A 14,017-nucleotide genomic window follows, 5' to 3' on the forward strand; every position below is an offset into this window, starting at 1 on the left:
GCTGGGAAGCGCATGAGATCGGTCCACAGTGGACGGGTGGTCAGCTCACTCGAGCGGCTCGCGACACGGATGGCGACCTAGGCGTCGATCCGGTGGCACCGTTGTGAGAGGACGACCCGGGCGCGGACCCGTCGCCGGCAGGCATGTCGGCCACGGACTCTGTGCCAACCCGAGGACCAACCGCAGCTGCAGCTCCGTCGCCGGAAGGCGCCCCGGCGGCGGCCGCAGTTGCCGTGCCCAGTGACGGAGGCGCACTGGTCGAGGGTCCGTTGCCGGTAGGCGCCCCGCCAACGGACCCGCCTCTGTCTGCAGGCCGCCGGCCCCCGGTACCGGGGGCCGGTCGGCGGTCTGCGTCCCCCTCCGGACCGGCACCGGTGGCTGAATCCCCAGCCACCGGTGTCGTCCAAGCCTGCATGAGTTCCGCGTACCGCGCCGACCTGGTCATCAGGTCGGCGTGACGGCCCAAAACGGTCTCGCGGCCGTCCATGACGAGCACGCGATCCGCACGCAGAGCCGAGGAAAGCCGGTGCGCGATCACCACCAGAACACCACCCCGCGCGGCGAAGGCCCGTTCCGCGCGGGCTTCCGACACGGGATCGAGATGGGAGGTGGCTTCATCGAGGATCACGAACTCCGCCGAACTGGCGTAGACCCTGGCCAGCGCGAGCATCTGTGCTTCGCCTGCGGAGATTCCTTCGCCGCCGTGACCGATCTCGGCGTCGAGGCCGCCAAGGCGCTGCACCAACGCGCCCGCGCCCACCGCGTCCAAAGCTGACGACAGAGTGTCGTCCGAACCGGACAAAGCAAAGAGGCCGACGTTGTCCCGCACGGTCCCTGCGAAGACGTAAGCCTCCTGCGGGATCAGCGCCACGATCTCGTGGCGGAGTGCCGCGGGCACGTCCCGGACCAGTACGCCGCCCAGCAGCACCCGGCCCTCCTGCGGCGTCAGCATCCCCGTCAGCAAGCCTGCCAATGTCGACTTGCCGATGCCGCTCGGCCCGACGACGGCGAGGTGTTCCCCCGGCTGCAGGCTCAGGTCCAACCCACGGACCACGGGCTCGGCCGCCGCGCCCCAGCCGAACGTCAGGCCGTGGACCTGGACGTCGGTGCCGCGCGGGGTAGCCGTGCCGTCGAACACCTCAGGCAACTCGGCCGTCTCGGCAAGCCTGCGGAGCGCCACAAGCAACCGGAGGACAACGGTGCCTGCAGTGGCTGCGAGTCCTCGAAGGGCGGGCTGCATCGTCGTGGCCAGGTAGACCAGCGCGCCCAGAGCCGCGCCCGCGGTCAGTTCACCTCGAGCCACCAGTCCTGGCGCCAACGCGAGCGCGAGCAGCAACGGGACGAACCCGCCGAGGGAGATCACCAACGCGCGGAGGGCACTCGACCGCGCCACCCGGATCGCAGCATTCGCCTGTTTGTCGACCGCGTCGTACATCGCCAGCGCGGCGATCGGCTCGGCGCCGCAGGCCACGATATCGCGCATGCCGGCCAGGGACGCACCGGCCGCCGCGGCAGTGTGCTCGTCGGCCAGCGCCAGCGCGCGCTGCCGACGGGCAAGAGAAGGAAGGAGACAGACGAACGCGACCAGCGACGCGACCACCGGCACCGCGACCGGGACGACCAATGCGCCGGCGACCGTCACGAGCCCGGCTAGCGCGGAGGCTGTCGTCACCAGCATGCCGCGAGCCTGGACCAGCAAGCCGGCGGTCGCGTCGCGGACCACCTCGACGTGCTGGGTGATGCGGGCGACGCCGCTGGAGTCCGGCTGGTTGCGCGGCGGGGACTCGTCATGCAGCACGCCGCGGACGACGGCGGTCACCAGGGCATCGCGCAGCGGCTCGACCACCTTGCCGAGCTGGTGCCACACCATCCGCGCGCCGAACGCGCCGAGTACGGCGGCCAGCCCGAACAACGCCAGCCAGCCGAGACCGGCGGCCGGGTCGCCGACCGAGAAACCCCGGTCCACGGACAGCTCGACCAGTCGCCCCGAAAAGAAAGCAGGCACGCCTTCGAGCAGAGAACACACGAGCAGCACGACCCCGCCACGCCACTGCCCGGCGAGAGCGGACCAGTACAACCGGCGCAGGCTCACTCGTCGTCCTCCGTGAAGACGCCGCGGTATCCGGGCTCCTGCCAGAGCGCCGCGTGCGGGGCCACCGCGCGGATCCGGCCCTCCTCGAGCCACACCACCAGGTCGGCGCGGGCAGCGGTGCCGGCGCGATGGGTAACGACGACACGCGTACGGCCGGGCAACGCGTCGGCCACGGCGCGCTCGACCGCGGCCTCGGTGACCGTGTCGAGGCTAGCTGTGGCGTCGTCGAAGATCAGGACGCGCGGGTTGTGCACGATCGCGCGGGCCAGCCCGAGCCGTTGGGCTTCGCCGCCCGAAAGCGGCGTCTCGGTCAATGGCGTGTGATAGCCGTTGGGCAGGCGGACGACGACCTCGTCGACCTGCGCGATCCGACACGCGGTTCGAATGGCGGACTCGCCGGCCCAGGAGCCGTAGCCGACCGCGTCGGCGACCGTGGCGCCGAGCAGTGCGGGCCGTTCGAAGGCGTAGCCGACGACCGCGCGCAGTTCCTCGCGTCGGAGGCGCTCGAGCGGGCGGCCGTCGAGGAGTACCTGGCCTTCGTCGGGTGTGATCAGCCCGCCGAGCACGGCGGCCAATGCGGACTTACCGGCGCCCGAACGGCCGACGACCGCGACGAACGTGCCGCCGTCGATGCGGAGGTCGATCTCCGCCAGCGCGCCCGAGACGCCTACGTGGCGGAGGTCAACGGTGCCGTCGCCGGGCAGGAGCGGGAGCTTGCCGGGCACGGGTTCGGGTTCGTCAAGCACCTCGACGAGCCGCTCGGCGCAGCCGCGCGCCCGGGACAGCATGGTGAGCAACGGAATTTGGGTGACCAGACCCAGACCGAGGGCGACGTAGCCGAGGGTGGCCACGACGTCGCCGATACTGAGCCGACCCGCGAGGACGCCGAAGCCGGCCGCGGCCAGCACGGACAGCTCCACCGCCGGTGTCAGCAAGCCGGCGCGCCAAACCATCCGGGCCTGGGTGCGCCAGAGGCCCTGGCCGGCGAGCGTCAGCTTCGGCAACGGGCGCAGGACCCGCTCGGCTTCACGGTCGGCGGTTCCGGACGCGGCGATGGTGCGGAGGCCGGCGACCGCGTCGACCATCCGGGCCGCAAGTTCGCCGGAGACCCGCTGGTAGGTGAGGACGTCGTCGGCGGTGCGGCGGAGGTGGCTGCGGGCCAGCAGCAACGCGAACGGGATGCTGCCCAAGAAGACGAGTGCGAGCCGCCAGTCCAGGAGGGCGAGCAGCACGACGGCGCCGGTGGAGATGACCAGCATCGAGCCGCACTGGACGACGATCGTGACGATTCCGCCGGCGCCGACGCAGTCGCCGGTTAGGCGGCTGATCGCGTCGCCCTCGGCGAAACGGGAACGGGCGCCGAGCGCGAAGAGCTTGTCGGACACCGTGCGGCGCAGCCACGCGGACGCCGTCGCCGTGAGGCGCGTGGTCAGGATGCCGCCCACGACGTCGGCCGCGATCTCCGCGCCGCCGACGAGCAGCAGCCAGGAGACCTCGGGCCAGCTCCGGCGGCCCGCGACAACGCTGTCGACCGCTGCCGCGAGCGCGCCGGGAAGGAGCAGGCCGGCCGCGGTGGCGACCAGCGCGGTACCCACGACGGCGGCCAGCCGGGGGCGATCGAGTCCGGCCACCCTGGCCAGCAACCGATCGGCGGGGCCGCGCATCTCACTCCTTCGGACGAGGTACCGCCGGGGCGGTACCGGGGCCAGAATGAAGAGGCGGGAGCGGCGCACTTGGCCTGTGCCGCTCCCGCACCCTTCACCTCGGCACTACTTGCCGGCGATCCGCCAGGGTCAGTGGCAGGTCAGCAGGCTGATGGTGCTGTCGGCGCAGGAGGCCAGCAGGCTGAGGTTCGACGTGCCGCCGCCACCGCCACCGTGGCCGCCGTCGAGCACCTCGGGGGTCTCCATGGCCTGCAGGTCCAGAACGAGTTCCATCGGTGTTCCTTCCTTCGTTTCCTTCGGGGTCCGCCGGTCAGCGACCGGTGGTCTGGGGGGACGGCGTGCGGCCCAGGAAGGGCAGCACCTCCTTGCCGTCCAGGAGGGCGGCGAGCGCGAGGAGGATCCCCGCGCTGCCGGTCTTGACGTCCATCGACAGGCGCAGCAGCTGGTTGCCGGGGAAGGCGAGGCCGCCCTTGAACGGCACCGCGTACCAGGCCAGCCGCGCCAGGTGCAGGTCGATCGCCGCGCGGATCGACGGCGACGGGTCCGGGTCCATGCCCAGCGCGACCGCCAGCCCGCACCGGCCGAACAGCAGGCCGGGGTGGATGACGAACTCGCCGCGGCACGATTCGCGCAGGCCGGGGAGGCTCTCGCAGGCTTCGGCGTCCGGGCGGTGGCGGGCCAGCTGCTCGGCGACCAGCAGGATTCCGCTGCTGCCGATGCCGGCGTAGGGCAACGTCCGGGCCGCGCCGTCGCGGACCTGCAGTGAGCCGTCGTCGGACTCGACGCATTCTTCGAGGTCGCGGGTCAGCGCCTGGTCGGCGAAGGACAGCCACGCCGGCTCGCCCGTGCGCTCGAAGAGCCGGACGAACAGCAGCGCGGGTCCGGACCAGCCGGACAGCAGGCCGGCGCGGGCGAAGTTTCCCGGCGGCGCCGCCGTTTCCAGCGCCTCGGCCAGCCGGACGGCCGTGGTCAGCGCCTGGCGGCCGAACTCGTTGTCCTGGCGGACCGTCGCGAAGTGCAGCATCGCCAGCCCGATGCCGGCGAGGCCGCCCTCCAGGGCATGATCGGTCGTCTGCTCGACGAGCCCCGCGGACGACGCCAGCAGCTTCGTCGCCTCGGCGTGGTGGCCGAAGTTCTCCAGCACGTACGCGATGCCGTAGCTGCCGTCGAAGAAGCCGGGCCGGGTCGGCGGTTCACGGCGGACCGAATCGATCAGCCAGCGCTCGTGTTCGGGGAACCGGCCGGCGCCGATGACGTCGAGGGCGTGCAGGACGCCCGCGGCGCCGACGCCGAAGCAGGCGCCGCCGACCCGGAACTGCTCGATGTCGCCGGGGAACAGCCGGTCCTGACGCTCGGGTGTCGCGCTGGCCAGGATCGCTTCGGCGATCTGCTTGCGGACCAGCGGCCAGTCGGGTTTCGCCTGGTCGAGCTCCGTGTGGATCGGTGCCGGCTCCGCGGGGACGTCACGCGGGGCCAGCACCGCGACTGCGGCGTCCGCGTACCCCGCGGGCAGCGCGAACCGTCGTTCGGCGAAGTCGGCGATGCCGCGCAGCTTCGACGGCGCGAGCTCCATCAGCTGCGAGAGCGGCAGGAACAGCCACAACCGCAGCGCCGCGATCGCGTGCTCGTCGATCTCGAAACCGGTGCGATCGGCCGGCGCGCGGAACCCCGGCGCGCCCAGCGCCGGACGGTCGCCGGACTCGACGTCGAAGGCCATCTCGAAGTCGATCAGCGAGATTTGCGAGATGCGGCCGTCGTCGTCCTCGTCGATGAGGATGTTCAGCGGGTGCAGGTCGCCGAAGACGATGCCGCGGGCATGGATCGCTTCGACCGTCCGCTCGACTCGGGCGACCACGTCCAACGCGCGTTGGGTGTACGCGGCGAGGTCGGCATCCGTCGTGCCGCGCCTGGTCAGCGGGTAGTTGCGGGCCAGCCAGTTGCCCAGCGAGTTGCCCGGCATGTACTCCATGGCCAGGTAGTGGTGCTCCCAGACCGTGAAGTGCTCGAACACCCGCGGCACGCCGGGGACGTCGGCCAGCCGGTCGAGCACCTCGTGCTCGCGTCGCAGGCGTTCGACGGCGTCGATGCGCGCTTTGTCCAGGCCGGCGTGCGGCCGGGCTTCCTTGAGGACGACCTCGTCGCCGCCCGCTTTGGGGTCGGCGAGGTACACGCCGCCGCCGTTCGAGAAGTGCAGGGAGCGCGTCACCCGATAGGGGAACTGGGCCGGGTCGCCGCCCTTGCGCGCGGCGACGCTGCTCTGCAGACAGGCCGGAATCTTCACCCAGTCGGGGACGGAGAACGTCGGTTCCCGCTTGTCGGGCACGAGCCTGCCGTCCGGCTTGCGGATCGCCAGGACGCGGTTGCCGTCGTGCTCCACCCACTGTTCGGCGAATCCGCCGTATCGGACGTAGAGCGGGCCGGCGCCGTATCTGAGGTCGCTGAGGATATAGGCGCCGTGCTCGCCTTCGAGCCGGGCCGCCAGATCTTCCAGAACACGCTCCAGCTCGTCCTCGTCAGCCGGGTAAATGGTGATCAGCTTGGCGCTGCCGTCACGGGGAGCGTATTTCGAATTCCGGGCGAGCAGGATCATCGGCGAGCGGAGGTGCTTGTAGGAGATCCGGTGCTCGACACAGTACTCGTGCACCTGCACGAGCACGCGCCGCGCATTGTCCAGACCAGCGGAAACGTGGATTTTCCACCCTTGACCGGGAAGCCGGCGATCTTCGGGACGCAGTGCCCGCCAGACCCCGCGATCGGCGGTGATCCAGCCTGCCGGCGCCGGCAGCGCCTGGGCGAAATCGTCGACCGGCGCACCGATTTCCTGTTGTTCGTCGTAGAACAACGGGTCGGCGAAGCAATAAGCTTCGTAGCGCAGGTCCATCGGAAGATTCCCCTTCGTACGTTCTCCCGGGGCGCCGCGGCTCCGGGACGAGGAATATTCCCCCATGCCGGACGGCCTCGCGCCTATCCGCCAACCCGGCGGTTCAACTGGGCTATCCGAGGTAGGCAAAACGGTCACTTACCAGTCGGTAGCCGAACCCAGCGTGATTCTTGGCTGATCGCCAACCACCCTGTCGGGGTGTAACACGAAGCTTTTTGCGAGATTCCCCCAGGTCCACACAAGGATTACCGGGAATAAACCACCGAATTGGCAGAATGCCATCAAGGCCTTCCAGTGATCAACTTTCGAGGCACGGGCACACCTCGTCGGCGCGCTTGTCCATTGTGGAGCGGCGCAGGTGGCCCAGGCCACGCCCCGGGCACCTCGGCCGACGGACCCGCCGGTACCACGGAGTAAGTTGGCGGCCGGCGGACCGAAAGGAGGAACGGGTGATCTTCGGATTCGCCGTGACGGTCGCCGGGGCGGCCACGCTCGTCGCGCTCTGGAGCTTCGTCCAGTCGGCCCGCAACCGGCTGCCGGACAATCCGCTCCTGATCGGGGTCGCGGTCGTCGAGGCGCTGCTGGTCGTCCAGCTGGTGATCGGGATCGTGCTGCTCGCCGGCGGCGACCGGCCGGGCAGCCTGGCGACCTACCTGGCCTACCTGATCGGCTGCCTGGTCGTGCTGCCCGTCGGCGCCGCCTGGGCGCTGGCCGAGCGGAGCCGGTCGAGCACCGTCGTGCTCGGCATCGCCTGCCTGGCCATCCCGGTGATGGTGCTGCGACTGAACGAGGTGTGGAGTGGAGCAACAGCGTAGGACGGCCTCCGGCCCCGGACGGGTGCTCGTCGCCGTGTACGCGATCTTCGCGCTGGCCGCGACGTCGCGCGCCGGCGTCCAGATCGGCACGAAGTTCCACGAAGCGCCGCTGGCCTACCTGCTCTCGGCGTTCGCCGCTGTCGTCTACATCGTCGCGACGATCGCGCTGGCCAAGCGCGGCGACGCCTGGTGGCGCGTCGCGCTCATCGCCTGCTCCATCGAGCTGCTCGGCGTGCTGACCATCGGCACGCTCAGCCTGGTCGACGCGGCCGCGTTCCGGCACCCGACCGTCTGGTCGGTCTACGGCGAGGGCTACCTGTTCATCCCGCTGGTACTGCCGGTCGTCGGCCTGTACTGGCTGCGCCGCACCGCCCCGGCCAAGGTCACCGCCTGACCCCGCAGTCGAACAACAGCCCGCGCCGGCGGCGTCCGGGCTGATCAGCGCCGGCGGCACCGGACGGCAGTTCTTCGCCTCCCACCCGGTCCGACGGGTGAGCTCGCCGGCTCGCACACACGCGGCGCGGCACCCCGAGCGCGGCACGCGGCGACGACCAGGCGCACCAGCGCGAGCGGCAGCAGCCACGCGCCCTGCTCGCCGAACTCGGCGTCGAACAACCGCAGCGGACCCGGGGCCGCCGTGGCGACCAGTTGCCGGCATCCCCAAGCTCCGGATTCAAATGGGCGTCCCCCGTGGGTTGAGCGCGGAACAGTACGGGAACAGCACGTAGTCCATTCGGCGAAATAAATACGGATGTGACCGGACTTTCGTCGGTTCCGGACATTCCCCGAAAACTCGGACACTCTTCTCGTTCGGTCCCCACCGGCTTTCCCGTGCGAGTTTCTCCGCACACAAAGGAGTGAGCGTGAAGTTCGGCAAGTTCGTGCTGCTGGCCGCGAGTACCGCGCTGGCCGTCGTCGGCCTCGGCGGCCCGGCGGCGGCCCAGACCACCCCGCAGGCCCAGCCGTCGATCATCGGTGGCAGCACCGCCACGAGCGGTCCCTGGGCGGCCCGGCTGTTCGTCAACGGCCAGCAGAACTGCACCGCGACGATCATCGCGCCGCAGTACATCCTGACCGCGAAGCACTGCGTCAGCAGCTCCGGGACGTACACGTTCCGGATCGGCAGTCTCGACCAGTCCAGCGGCGGGACGATGGCCACCGGCTCCACCATCACGCGGTACCCGGGCAGCGCCGACCTGGCGATCGTCCGGCTCACGACCTCGGTGAACGCCACCTACTCGCCGCTCGGCAGCGTCGGCGACGTCTCGGTCGGCCAGAACGTCTCGGTCTACGGCTGGGGCGCGACCAGCCAGTGCGGCTCCGAGATCAACTGCCAGTCGCGGTACCTGAAGGTCGCGACGGTGCGCGTGAATTCGATCGGCTGCAGCGACTACACCGGCGGCGTCGCGGTGTGCGCGAACCGCGTCAACGGCATCACCGCCGGCGGCGACTCGGGCGGCCCGATGTTCGCTTCCGGCCGTCAGGTCGGCGTCGCGTCGACCAGCGACCGGTCGAACAACACGGCGTACACGAACATCACGCGTTATCGCAGCTGGATTTCGCAGGTCGCGGGCGTCTGAATTTCCCGCGGGAAAGGGCCCGGCCGGCTGGCCGGGCCCTTTCTGCTCAGGACGTCGAAATGTCGTCGAGCTGTTCCGCGGCGGGCCGGACCGGGTAGAGGTCACCGCCGGGTTGGACGGGCACGCGCGGCAACGCCGTCCGCGCCGCCTTGTCGCCGGCGTCGGCCGCCGCGTGCAGGACGTCGAGCGCGGCGTACTGCCGGAAGTCCAGCTCGGGGTAGGGCCACTGCCCAGTCGTCGCACCCGGGATCAGGAAGTCGACCGCCTTGAAGAGCGTCGCGCCGCTGGGTGCGGTGTAGTGCCACAGGTCGACGCCGACGTGCTTGCCGATCTGCGCGAGCCGGGTCAGCGCGACGAGGTTGAAGTTGGAGTAGTGCCAGCTGCGCGTCCGGCTCGCTTCCGCGGGCTGGTAGCCGTCGGCGTTGATCTGCGGCGCGATCCGGTTCGGGCCGGCGTCCTGGGTGATCGTCTTCGCCAGGTCGCGCTGCCCGGTGCCGAGCGCGAGCGCCGCGGCGAGCATGTCGTAGAAGCTGCCGTGGTTGTTCTGGGCCTTGGCCTCGTCGGTGCCGTTCTTGCTGGTGCGCAGCCAGGTCAGGAACTGCGTGTACCAGCCGGTCATGCCGGCCTGGTCGGTGTTCGTCCAGCCGGGGGCGCCGGTGGCAAGGATCGCGGTGGCGTCGACGACCTGGGTGAGCGTGTAGGAGAACTCGATGATGCCGATGCCGCGGCCGTCCACCTTGCACGGGATGCCCTGGGCGTAGTTCATGTTCGGGTTCATCTTCGTGGCCGCGTCGAGGAACCACGTACGCAGGTCGAGGGCCGCGCGCTGCGCGTAGCGCGCGTCGCCGGTGTAGTACCAGGCGAGGGCGAGCCGGTAGATCGCGGCGAAGGCGTCGCCGCGGTAGGCGTGGTCGGTGATCTCGTCGACGATGGGGTTGCGCTGGCCGTCCTTCTGCACGAACGGGCAGCCCCAGGGGTTTTCGGCGGTCGGCTGGGTCGTGGGCCACCAGTAGGGCGCGAGGCTGAGGTAGTCGTGCTTGTCGCCGCTGGGCGGGACTTGCTTCTTGGCGGTGACGCTCCAGGGCCCGGTGGTGAGGTCGGCCTTGGCCTGCCGGAGCAGGTTGCCGAGGGCGGTCTTGGAGGTCTTTTCCCCGACGAGGGCGGCGAACTTGGTGCGTAGCAACTGGTTGCCGTCGAGGACGACGGTTTGCGGCGCGCAGATCGCCCCGATGACCGGGACGGTGCAGCCATGAGACGTCGTCGCTGCCTCGGCGGGCGTCGTTGTCGAGGTGACGATGCCCGCTACGGCGAGCGCGGCCACGACGGTGTGGCGGAGAACCATGTCCGCTCCATTCACAAATATGAACATCAAACCCGTGAGTGAATGGAGGGTACGCATGTGAACTCCACTGGGGCAATGCCTCGGCGGGTTCAGTCGCGCGGGCGGAAGAAGGCCTCGAGCTTCGCGGCACCGAGGTTCGCCCAGGTGTCGGCGGTGACGAGCACGGCCGCGGCGCCGGTGGGGAACTTGGTTTGGACCAACCGGGTGTCGTCTCCGTAGCCGGCGAGGTCGAGGGTCAGTTCGCTGACGCCCGGCTCGTGCCCGACGAGGGCGAGCGTGATGACTTCGGGCGCAACCCGGCGGGCGGCTTTGAGGAACTCTTCGGGGCCGGCACCGTAGAGGTCATCGTCGTACTCGACTGGCGGCTTCGTCGGCAGCGCGTCGCTGACCCGCTCCCAGGTTTCCCTCGTGCGGCGGGCGGTGGAGCAGAGGACTTGCTCGGGGAGGTAGCCGTTGTCGGCGAGCCAGCGGCCGAGCTTGGGCGCGTCTCGGATCCCGCGCGGGGCGAGGGGACGTTTGTGGTCGGGGAGGTCGTCGGACCAGTCCGATTTCGCGTGCCGGAGGACGATCAGCCGCCTCGTCGCGTCCATGTTCACCGCCTGTCGCCCCGGTCGGTGAGGCCGGGAATGGTGGGCCGCCTGGGGCTCGAACCCAGAACCTACGGATTAAAGTCTACGGGAAAACAATGTCGACGAGTACCATCAAATGTCGTTTACTGCCAATAAATGCAGGTCAGCCAACATCTTTGCCGCTCTTCAGTGTCGCGAAGTGTCGCCCAGCGTCGGGCACTACTTCGGCAACGGAGCCCCATCGGAGACGCAGTGCCCATGATTCTGGGCCATTGCGGACCCGCCGTCAATAATTCAAAGGCGACATGTTGGACTGCTGCAGCCTCACTGACTGCCGCTGCGGATACAGGGGTCACGAAGTCCTGCGCTTGCGAGCGCGTGCTTGCGAAGACAAGAGCGCCATCCGCACAAAATGCGCCTTCCGCAGCGCCTCCGCTCGTTTCACCCGTTCCTCGTGCGGCAACGTGCCATCCGGATCAACCTGCTTGGTCCACCGGTCGTCGAAACCACGTCGAGCCGGCGCGGTTGCATTGGTCCGGTCGTCGCACATCGCCCATCGCGTGTAGCTGGCTACGCGTGCCGCCATCGATCGCTGCTCCGGTGTCACGACTTCTCCTGACGGACCGGGCCGGCCTGGCCCCGATCGGCCCGGACCGGCGGCAAGAGACGTCGGATCTGGGACATCGCAGCGTCGGAGAGCGGGGGCGCAGACTGCACGACGCGAGCGATGAACTCTTCCCGAGTCCCGCCGGGCTGGATCCGCAAGATCACCAGCAAGTCTTGAACAGGCAGCCGGGCCCGCGCCCGTCGAACACGGCAAGATCACCCAGAAGTGAACCCCATCCTCGAATGTCGCCAAGGGCAGCCGCACCCGCAGGCCGTGGCAGCGCCATCCGGAAGCGAACATGACGGATGCCTGCAGTCGGCCGGATCGCCCAGCGACGCGCCTCGGTGAGCACTGTGTACGCCATGCTCGGTCGATTCGTTTCCCTGGCAGTCGACATCCTTATTGCCCGGCTGCACGGGCCGAGCCGTGCTGAGAGAACATCCCCGTTGCCGCCACAGCCCGCACCAGTTCGAAGATCGTGACTGGAGATCGCATCCCGTCCCGCCCGGGCATCAACGCCACCACACATCTGTCCTTTGTGATCTACCATGACGGCGGCTACCGAGGATGCTGCCACACGGCCGAATTCCGCTCCTCTTCGCGCTGTCTTGCAACAAATAGACCGTCTCTTGTGGACACTTGACAGATACCGGTTCACGATCAAGTCCGGTGACGATCCGCCGTGATCACAGCAGACACCCGCCACCGCACCCCCTGTGACACAGCAGTGGTCACGGGCCGTCGTTGTGAATGAGGTGCATGGCCATGACATCAGGTGACGGATTGTTCAAACGATGCGGGTGTCGCGACCCCATGACCGGCCGCAGCTCGGGAAGCCAGTGCCCGCAACTTGCCGTGCGCGGACATGGGACCTGCTACTTCCGGCTGGAGCTACCGCCGGGCAAAAACGGGAACGACGGCAGCTACGCCGTGGCGGGTTCGCCTCACGGAAAACAGCGGGCACGGCGCGGGACTTCCTGTCCAATCCCACCACCCTCGACGGCAGTTCGGGGTCGGAGGTGACAGTGCAGCAGTGGTTGCGGTTGTGGCTGGAAAGCCGGGAGAACCTCGCGCCATCCACGATGCGCAGCTACGCCATGCACGCACGACGCCACCTCATGCCGCAAATGGGGCGTGAACGGGTCGCCGAGCTGACCCCGGCCCGGGTGCAAACGATGCTCATCTCCCTGATCCGCACCCACGCGGCCTCCGGCCAGCCGTTGTCGCCGGCCACGCTGCAACGCATCCACGCCACCCTGCGCACCGCACTCAACGCCGCAGTCCGCCGCGGCCTCCTAGCCTCCAACCCGGCCCACGTCGTGGAACTACCGTCCGGGTCGAAGCCGCATCCGGTGGTGTGGACCCCGACCCGGATCGCCCTGCGGCAGGCGAGCGGGATCCGGCCGGCGGTGGCGGTGTGGACCGCCGATCAGACGGCAGAGTTCCTGGCCTGGCTCCGCCTCCGCGAGCAGCCGCTGTACGTGTTGTTCCACCTCGTCGCGCTGCTCGGGCTGCGCCGAGGCGAAGCGGCCGGGCTGCAATGGGCCGACGTCGACCTCCAGGCGAGAACCGTGACCGTGGTCCGCCAAGTCCGCCAGATCGGCAAGCATCTGGAACTGGCCGCGCCAAAAAGCGCCTCCAGTAACCGGGTGATCGCCCTGGACCACACGACAGCCGCCCTCCTGCAGGGCCATCCCGTCGCTCCTCCCCTGGCCGCGCCTACGTGCGCCAGCGATCTCGTTCTACACCGCCACACCCGGAGCGAGCGGGCGGTCCGGGCGCCGGAGCAGGAAGCGGGCCGGATCACGGAGGCGTTCGACTTCCACGACCAGCCCGGGCACTGGGAAACCGCCGGCGACCGGCTGGCCAAGGACTCCCCGTTCGGCACCGCGCGGGTGTGCCGGGCCGGGTGCTGCACGTCATCGGCACCAGCGAGATGGCCGAGCAGCTGCGGCACCTCTACGGCTCCGGCGCGGTGACCGGGTGGACGTTGCAGCCGATGTCCGAGACCCGCACCTCGCTGCACACCATCCAGCAGGCCAGCGGCGGCACCGGCCGCGGCTACACCCCGCTCACCCACGGCGGGTTCGTCCACACCGAGGAGGTCCAGACCTGCCCGGACATGGCGATGCTCGGGGTCACCAACGTCGGTCCTCGAGGGTGGTGTCTTCGGCCTGGTTCACGTCCTCCAGGATGCCGCAGAGCGGCTCGAACACCTCTGGTGCGGTGCGGTCGTACAGTTCGGCGAACGCGGTGGTGTGGCCTGCCCAGCCCGCTGCAGCAGCGTCCGGCAGAGCCTGGAGTTGTCGCGGTCGGTCACCACTGCCGCTCCCAGGTCGACGCACGGATTCGTGCCGCCGGGGGCTGGGGCAGCGCATGTAAGCCCCAAGTATCCCGATGATCGATCAGCAGACTCTTCGCCCCGCGCCACCTCGCCGAGGTTGAAGGTTCACCTACCGTCCAGGCC

The 14,017-nt window shown here is 69.7% G+C and carries 11 protein-coding genes; 4 read left to right on the forward strand and 7 right to left on the reverse strand.

Going from position 1 to position 14,017, the window contains the following annotated elements:
• Nucleotides 1–40: 40 nt before the first annotated feature.
• The 4 genes from ABFJ78_RS00500 to lanKC form a co-directional block, all read right to left on the reverse strand.
• Nucleotides 41–2,092 (reverse strand): ATP-binding cassette domain-containing protein, encoded by a 2,052-nt coding sequence (locus ABFJ78_RS00500; RefSeq protein WP_436383494.1) that lies wholly within the window; start codon nucleotides 2,090–2,092, stop codon nucleotides 41–43.
• Nucleotides 2,089–3,756, reverse strand: a complete 1,668-nt coding sequence (locus ABFJ78_RS00505; RefSeq protein WP_436383497.1) for an ABC transporter ATP-binding protein — start codon at nucleotides 3,754–3,756, stop codon at nucleotides 2,089–2,091. The genes ABFJ78_RS00500 and ABFJ78_RS00505 overlap by 4 nt, the downstream gene beginning before the upstream one ends.
• Before the next feature lie 129 nt (nucleotides 3,757–3,885).
• Nucleotides 3,886–4,029, reverse strand: a complete 144-nt coding sequence (locus tag ABFJ78_RS00510) for a SapB/AmfS family lanthipeptide (RefSeq protein WP_086673630.1) — start codon at nucleotides 4,027–4,029, stop codon at nucleotides 3,886–3,888.
• Nucleotides 4,030–4,066: 37 nt separating this feature from the next.
• Nucleotides 4,067–6,637 carry a class III lanthionine synthetase LanKC gene (lanKC, locus tag ABFJ78_RS00515; protein WP_436383498.1) on the reverse strand — a complete coding sequence of 857 codons (2,571 nt, stop codon included), beginning with the start codon at nucleotides 6,635–6,637 and terminating at the stop codon, nucleotides 4,067–4,069.
• Nucleotides 6,638–7,086: 449 nt separating this feature from the next.
• Between lanKC and ABFJ78_RS00520 the strand changes: the two genes are divergently transcribed.
• The 3 genes from ABFJ78_RS00520 (at nucleotide 7,087) to ABFJ78_RS00530 (ending at nucleotide 9,032) form a co-directional block, all read left to right on the forward strand.
• A complete protein-coding gene (locus ABFJ78_RS00520) occupies nucleotides 7,087–7,452 on the forward strand; it encodes a hypothetical protein (RefSeq protein ID WP_372671513.1) in 366 nt (121 codons plus the stop codon).
• Between the two features lie 22 nt (nucleotides 7,453–7,474).
• Nucleotides 7,475–7,846 carry a hypothetical protein gene (locus tag ABFJ78_RS00525; protein WP_436385348.1) on the forward strand — a complete coding sequence of 124 codons (372 nt, stop codon included), beginning with the start codon at nucleotides 7,475–7,477 and terminating at the stop codon, nucleotides 7,844–7,846.
• A 469-nt stretch (nucleotides 7,847–8,315) separates the two neighbouring features.
• Nucleotides 8,316–9,032 carry a S1 family peptidase gene (locus ABFJ78_RS00530; RefSeq protein ID WP_436383500.1) on the forward strand — a complete coding sequence of 239 codons (717 nt, stop codon included), beginning with the start codon at nucleotides 8,316–8,318 and terminating at the stop codon, nucleotides 9,030–9,032.
• Nucleotides 9,033–9,078: 46 nt separating this feature from the next.
• Here ABFJ78_RS00530 and ABFJ78_RS00535 read toward each other — a convergent pair whose 3' ends face one another.
• From ABFJ78_RS00535 to ABFJ78_RS00545, 3 genes are all read right to left on the reverse strand, one after another.
• On the reverse strand, nucleotides 9,079–10,374 hold the full coding sequence (locus ABFJ78_RS00535) for an alginate lyase family protein (RefSeq protein ID WP_436383501.1): 1,296 nt from the start codon (nucleotides 10,372–10,374) through the stop codon (nucleotides 9,079–9,081).
• A gap of 89 nt (nucleotides 10,375–10,463) precedes the next feature.
• Nucleotides 10,464–10,964, reverse strand: coding sequence for a SixA phosphatase family protein (locus ABFJ78_RS00540; RefSeq protein ID WP_436383504.1), 501 nt, complete (start codon nucleotides 10,962–10,964; stop codon nucleotides 10,464–10,466).
• A gap of 331 nt (nucleotides 10,965–11,295) precedes the next feature.
• Nucleotides 11,296–11,550 carry a hypothetical protein gene (locus ABFJ78_RS00545; protein ID WP_436383505.1) on the reverse strand — a complete coding sequence of 85 codons (255 nt, stop codon included), beginning with the start codon at nucleotides 11,548–11,550 and terminating at the stop codon, nucleotides 11,296–11,298.
• 1,019 nt (nucleotides 11,551–12,569) lie between these two features.
• On the opposite strand from ABFJ78_RS00545, the gene ABFJ78_RS00550 reads away from it, so the two are divergent.
• Entirely contained in the window at nucleotides 12,570–13,529 is a 960-nt protein-coding gene (locus ABFJ78_RS00550) for a tyrosine-type recombinase/integrase (RefSeq protein ID WP_436383507.1), read from the forward strand.
• Nucleotides 13,530–14,017 lie beyond the last annotated feature (488 nt).

The sequence above is a fragment of the Amycolatopsis sp. MEPSY49 genome, assembly GCF_051337345.1.
Lineage (GTDB): Bacteria > Actinomycetota > Actinomycetes > Mycobacteriales > Pseudonocardiaceae > Amycolatopsis.